Source organism: Variovorax sp. 01T439_2 (assembly GCF_056398445.1).
Genome location: NZ_JBFTPJ010000300.1, coordinates 1 through 6,030 on the forward strand (window position 1 = coordinate 1; position 6,030 = coordinate 6,030).

The 6,030-nt window shown below is 68.6% G+C and carries 5 protein-coding genes; 2 read left to right on the forward strand and 3 right to left on the reverse strand.

The window, feature by feature from the left end:
- From fliD to fliE, 3 genes are all read right to left on the reverse strand, one after another.
- Positions 1-1,256, reverse strand: a 1,256-nt coding sequence (gene fliD / locus AC1DOC_RS15670; protein WP_478130050.1) for a flagellar filament capping protein FliD, incomplete at its 3' end; no start/stop codon positions are given.
- Between the two features lie 153 nt (positions 1,257-1,409).
- A complete protein-coding gene (locus tag AC1DOC_RS15675; protein ID WP_412511703.1) occupies positions 1,410-2,648 on the reverse strand; it encodes a FliC/FljB family flagellin in 1,239 nt (412 codons plus the stop codon).
- Between the two features lie 166 nt (positions 2,649-2,814).
- Positions 2,815-3,132, reverse strand: coding sequence for a flagellar hook-basal body complex protein FliE (gene fliE, locus AC1DOC_RS15680; protein WP_027730282.1), 318 nt, complete (start codon positions 3,130-3,132; stop codon positions 2,815-2,817).
- A gap of 292 nt (positions 3,133-3,424) precedes the next feature.
- Between fliE and fliF the strand changes: the two genes are divergently transcribed.
- Positions 3,425-5,107, forward strand: coding sequence for a flagellar basal-body MS-ring/collar protein FliF (gene fliF, locus AC1DOC_RS15685; protein ID WP_478079547.1), 1,683 nt, complete (start codon positions 3,425-3,427; stop codon positions 5,105-5,107).
- On the forward strand, positions 5,104-6,030 hold a 927-nt coding region (gene fliG, locus AC1DOC_RS15690; RefSeq protein WP_478130051.1), incomplete at its 3' end, for a flagellar motor switch protein FliG. The genes fliF and fliG, both read left to right, overlap by 4 nt.

Genomic DNA, 6,030 nt, shown 5'->3' on the forward strand with positions numbered 1-6,030 from the left:
ACCTTGAGCGCGCCGCCGGTGGAGGTGAGGTCGTCCACCAGCGCGCTCAGCTGCTTGCCGTAGCCGGCGGTGCTGCCGGTGGCGCTCGCGAACAGCCCCGAGACGCCCGCCAGGTTGCCGGCCAGGGCCGACTTGAGCTTGGTCGAATCGACCGCCATGGTGCCGTCCTTCTGGAAGGCGACGCCGATCTCGGACAGCACCTTCATGTCGTCGGGGCCGCCGGCCTGCGGCGTGGTGAGCGCCTGCCGGATGCGCGTCTGCAGGTTGCGCAGCGTCGAATCGCCGACGAGCGCGGCGCCGGTCTTGGAGTCCTGGTTGTAGGCGGTCAGCGTGTTGGCCGTGGCCTGCAGGCTGTTGTAGGCCTTGACGAAATCGTTGATGGCCGTCTCCACCGCGGCCGTGTCGGCCTGGGTCGAGAGGCTGCTGCTGCCGGTCTTGAGCAGCGTCAGCGTGGTGCCCTGGATGGCTTCCTTGACGGTGTTGCTCGCGCTGGTCACGGCAATGCCGTTGACGCTAAGCTTGGCGTTCTGCCCCGCCACCGTCTGCCGCAGGTTCTGCGTGCCCGCGGGATCGTTGTTCAGCAGGTTCTGCAGCGCTGCATCGCCCGCTACCGAGACGCGCATGCTCGAGGCCTCGCCGGTCTGCGAGGAGGTCAGCACCAGCCGGTTGGGCGTGCCGCTGCCGTCGTTCACGATGCTGGCCGAGACACCGGCCTTGGCGGCGTTGATGGCGTCGCGGATGCCCGCGAGCGTGTTGTTGCTGCTGTCGATGGTGATCGGCACGGCGGTGCGGGTGGCGTCCTTGGTGAAGCCGGAGCCGCTGTAGGTGCCGGTGGCCGCATCGAGCGTGCCGCCCGTGATGGCGCCGAAATCGATGGTGATGGTTCCGCTGCCGATGGCCGCGGTGGTGCTCGCCTGGCCCGCCGCCACCAGCGACTGCGGCTGCGCGAGCTGCGTCACGTCGATCGCATAGGTGCCGGCCGCGGCCGTGCCTGCGGCTGCCGCGGTCAGCACGTCGGTTGCGCTGGAGACGGCCTTCACGCCCTGGAACAGCGCCGGGTCCGAGAGCTTCTTGGCCGCGGCCTGCAGCGTGCCCAGCGAGCTTTGCAGCGTGCCGTAGGCCGAGAGCTTGCTCGTGTAGCTCACCTGGCGCTGCTGCAGCGCCACCAGCGGCTGGCTCTCCGCCGTCTGCAGCTGCGAGAGCAAGGTGCTCAGGTCGAGGTTGGAGCCCACGCCCAGGCTGCTGATCGATGCCATGTTGAAATTTCCTGATGTCTGTGAATGAGAAGGCGGCGGCGGCTGTCAGGATTGCTTTCGCTGTCGTCTGCGGCCTGGCCGGAACCAGGCCGCAGGGAACAGCGCAGGCGGAGCCAGGCTTTCGCCCGGCGGCCTGCGCAATGCCTTTTCAGATCAGCGCAGGAGCGACAGCACGCCTTGCGTGGTCTGGTTCGCCTGGGCCAGCACCGAGGTACCGGCTTGCTGCAGGATCTGCGCACGGGTCATGTTCGACACTTCGGTTGCGTAGTCGGCGTCTTCGATGCGCGAGCGCGAGGACGACAGGTTGGTGATGGCGGTGCCCAGGTTGGAGATCACCGAGTCGAAACGGTTCTGCACCGCACCCAGCGAGCTGCGCAGGTCGTCGACTTGCTTGAGCGCTGCGTCGATGGCTTCGAGCGGGTTGGCGGTCGAGCCGGTCTGCAGGCTGGCGACCGAGACCTTCGAGGTGTCGACGGTGAAGGCAGCCGTGCCGGCGGTCGTGGCCGTGTCGGCGGAAGCCGGGTCGAGCGCGATGTAGCGGAACATGGCGGTGCCGTCGACCGCGCCGGTGAAGCCCTGGTTGATGAGCGACGAGGTTTCGCCGGCGCCGGTGGGCGTGATCGAGACTTCGGCGAACAGGTTGCCGTTCTTGTCGGCAACGGTGTTGCCGGTGAGCGTGGCGCCGCCTGCGGCCAGGCCGAGCTTGGTCGACAGGTCGTCGGTGGTCTTCTCGGCGACGGTGGTCGTGGTGACGGCCGTGGTCGAACCGTAGAGCGACTTCAGCTGGGCAGCCGTGGGCGCATCGCCAGCGGCCGAACCGGTCACGCCGTCGAATGCGAAGGCAGCCGTGGCGCCGGGGCCGGCCACGTTGAAGCCTTGCATGCCGAGCGTCTTCGAGCTGATTTCCTTCAGGTCGATGTCGATGGTCTCGCCGTCGTTGGCGCCGACCTGCACGGTCAGCGGCTTGGCCGACGACGACAGGACCTTCACGCCGTTGAAGTCGGTCTGCTTCGACACGCGGTCGATTTCACCGAGGCGCAGCTTGATTTCGTCCTGGATGGACTGCAGGTCGCTGCCCGAGTTGCTGCCGTTGGCGGCTTGCACCGACAGTTCGCGAACGCGTTGCAGGTTGTTGTTCACTTCCTTGAGCGCGCCTTCCGTCGTCTGCGCCAGCGAGATGCCGTCGTTGGCATTGCGCGAGGCTTGCGTCAGGCCGCGGATGTTGGCCGTGAAGCGGTTCGCAATGGCCTGGCCGGCGGCGTCGTCCTTGGCGCTGTTGATGCGCAGGCCGGAGGACAGGCGCTGGATCGCCGTGTTCAACGACGATTGCGACGCGTTGAGGTTGTTCTGCGTGAGCAGGGAAAGGCTGTTGGTGTTGATGACTTGCGCCATGTTCGACTCCTGATAGACAAAGGTTGTGGACTCCGGCCCTCAGGCCGCAACGCTGGACCCGCTCCCACTGTGAGACTCAAGCCATCGTTGGTTTAGTTATCGGCAGGGCTTTTCAAACATTTAGAGTCCGGCGCAAAAAAAGATGCGCGCCCCACAACCTCGGCGTTCAGGCGGGCAGGTTCATCACTTCCTGGTAGGCCGCCACCAGCCGGTTGCGCACCTGCAGCCCGGTCTGGAAAGCCACGTTGGCCTTCTGCAGGTCGACCATCACGTCGTTCAGCGCCACGCCGGGCTTGCCCATTTCGAAGTCCTCGGCCTGGCCGTAGGCCTTGGTCTGCGCGGTGCTGATGCTGTCGAGCGAGCGGCGCAGCTCGGCCGCAAAGCCCCCGGGCTGGACCGCCTCGGCGGCGGGTTGCGCAATGCCGCTCTGGAGCGCGGTGGCGCGCATCTGCTGCAGGACGGATTCGATGGCGGTGATCGACATGGAGAGCTCTCTCTGGATGGGTTGGATCTGGCGATGAAGAGGGAGGCCCAGGGCCTTCCCGCGTGTTTTCAGCGTAGCAGGCGAAGCCGCGGCGACATGCGCCCAACTGATGGCAAAACCCGCAGTTGTTCGACCAATCGAATATGGCCCGGCTGCTGAGAATCAACGCCGAACCCATAGCTCGCTGACGACACCACGGCCCCCTCGGCATGACCCCAGAACATCGAAGCCTCCAGCCCCTCGCCAAGACTCCGCGCCGCCCCGTGCATCCGGCCGCGGTGGAGGTTGCGCAATGAGTTCGGCGGCCCCCGCGGGCACCGGCCCGGCGCCCTCGCCCGCCTCCGGCCTTGCCGAGCGCCTGCGCACCCAGCCGAAGCTGCCGCTGATCGTCGGCGCGGCCGCCATTGCCGCGGCCGCCGCGGCGTTCCTGCTGTGGAGCCGCGCGCCCGACTACGGCGTGCTCTACACCAACGTGACGGACCGCGACGGCGGCGCCATCATCGCGTCGCTGCAGCAGATGAACGTGCCCTACAAGTTCGCCGAGGGCGGCGGCGCGATCCTGGTGGCGCGCGACAGGGTGCCCGAAGTGCGCCTGAAGCTCGCGTCGCAGGGCCTGCCCAAGGGCGGCGGGGTCGGCTTCGAGCTGATGGACAACCAGAAGTTCGGCACCAGCAACTTCGCCGAGCAGGTCAACTACCAGCGCGGGCTCGAAGGCGAGCTGGCGCGCTCGGTCGAATCGATCGGCTCGGTGGAATCGGCGCGCATCCACCTGGCGCTGCCCAAGCCTTCGCTCTTCGTGCGCGACCAGAAGAAGCCCTCGGCCTCGGTGATCCTGACGCTGCACCGCGGCCGCAGCATCGACGAAGGCCAGGTCAGCGCCATCGTGCACATGGTCTCCAGCAGCGTGCCCGACCTGGACGCCAAGAGCGTGACCGTGGTCGACCAGCGCGGCAACCTGCTGTCGGCTGCCAATGCCGGCGCGCGCGGGCTGGACGTGAGCCAGCTCAAGTACGCGCAGGAAATCGAGCAGGGCTACATCCGCCGCATCGAGGCGATCCTGCAGCCCCTCGTGGGCGCGAGCAATGTGCGCGCGCAGGTGGCGGCCGAGATCGACTTTTCCGTGGTCGAGCGCACCGAGGAAAGCTACAAGCCGAACCAGGACCCGCGCGCCGCGGCCGTCCGCAGCCAGCAGTCCAGCGAGTCGATGCAGCAGGGCGCCACGCCGCCGGGCGGCGTGCCGGGCGCGCTGTCGAACCAGCCGCCGCAGACGCCGAGCGCGCCCATCACCGCGCCGCCGAACGCCGCGGCACCCGCGCCGAAGCCCGCGGCAACCGCCACGGCAGCCAGCACGGCACCGGGCAGCTCGCGCAAGGACACGACGACCAACTACGAGCTCGACCGTTCGATCCGCCATGTGCAGCAGGGCGCGGGCGGCGTGAGGCGGCTGTCGGTGGCCGTGGTGGTGAACCACCGCGACACCGCGGACAGCGCCGGCAAGCCGGGCCAGCGCGCGCTCACGCCGGCCGAGATCGAGCAGATCCGCAACCTGGTCAAGGAAGCGATGGGCTTCAGCCAGGAGCGCGGCGACTCGCTCAACGTGGTCAACAGCGCCTTCGCCCGCGAAGGCGGCGACGCAGAAGCCGGGCCCGCGCTGCCGTTCTGGCGCGACCCCGCCAACCTCGGGCTCGCCATGAGCGTCGCGCAGTACCTGCTGATGGCCGGCCTCGCGCTGTTCGCCTGGTTCGCGGTGCTGCGGCCGCTGCTGCGCAAGCACCTCGCGCCGCCCGCCGCCGCGGTGCCTGAAGCGGCGCCGGCCGCCCCTGGCGCGGCCGACGACGACGGAACGGTCGCGCAGAACAACGCGCGGCTGCGCGAGATCGAGCGCCAGAAGGCCGACCTCGACTACGCGCACCAGACCGCCGACCAGGACCCGCGCCTGGTCGCCACGCTGATCAAGCATTGGATGAATTCATGAGCGACGCAGGCACCCGGAAGAGCGCAATCTTGCTGATGTCGTTGGGCGAAGACCGCGCCGCGGCCACGCTGCACCACCTGCCCGCCACCGAGGTGCAGGCACTGGGCGTGGCCATGGCGCGGCTGAGCCAGGTCTCCAAGGACGAGCTCGCGGCCGTGCTGGCCGAGTTCCGCATGGAGACCGAGCAGCTGTCCGCGCTGCACCTGGGCTCGGGCAGCTACATCCGCGCCGTGCTGCGCAAGGCGCTGGGCGACGACCGCGCGAGCAACCTGCTCGAGGACATCCTGCAACCCGACGAGCCGCACGGCGGCATCGAGCGGCTCAACGACCTGGAAGCCGGCGAGGTGGTGGAGCTGGTGCGCGACGAGCATCCGCAGATCCTGGCCACGCTGCTGGTCCACCTGGACCGCAAGAAGGCCTCCGAGGTGCTCGAACGGCTGCCCGAGCGCCTGCGCCACGACGTGATCCTGCGCGTGGCCACCTTCGGCGGCGTGCAGCCGGCCGCGCTGGCCGAGCTGACCGACGTGCTCACCGAGATGCTCTCGGGCGAAGGCCTCAAGCGCAGCCGCCTGGGCGGCGCGCGCACCGCGGCCGAGATCGTCAACCTGATGAACAGCGCGCAGGAGGAAGAGGCCATTGCCCACGTGCGCGCCCACGACGAGGCGCTGGCCCAGCGCATCGTCGAGGAAATGTTCGTGTTCGAGAACCTGCTCGACCTGGAGGACCGCTACATCCAGCGCCTGCTCAAGGACATCGAGTCCGACTCGCTCATCGTCGCGCTCAAGGGCTCGGCGCCCGAGCTGCGCGAGAAATTCCTCAAGAACATGTCGCAGCGTGCCGCCGAGACGCTGCGCGAGGACATCGAGCTGCGCGGCCCGGTGCGCGTGTCGCAGGTCGAGACCGAGCAGAAGGCGATCCTGCAG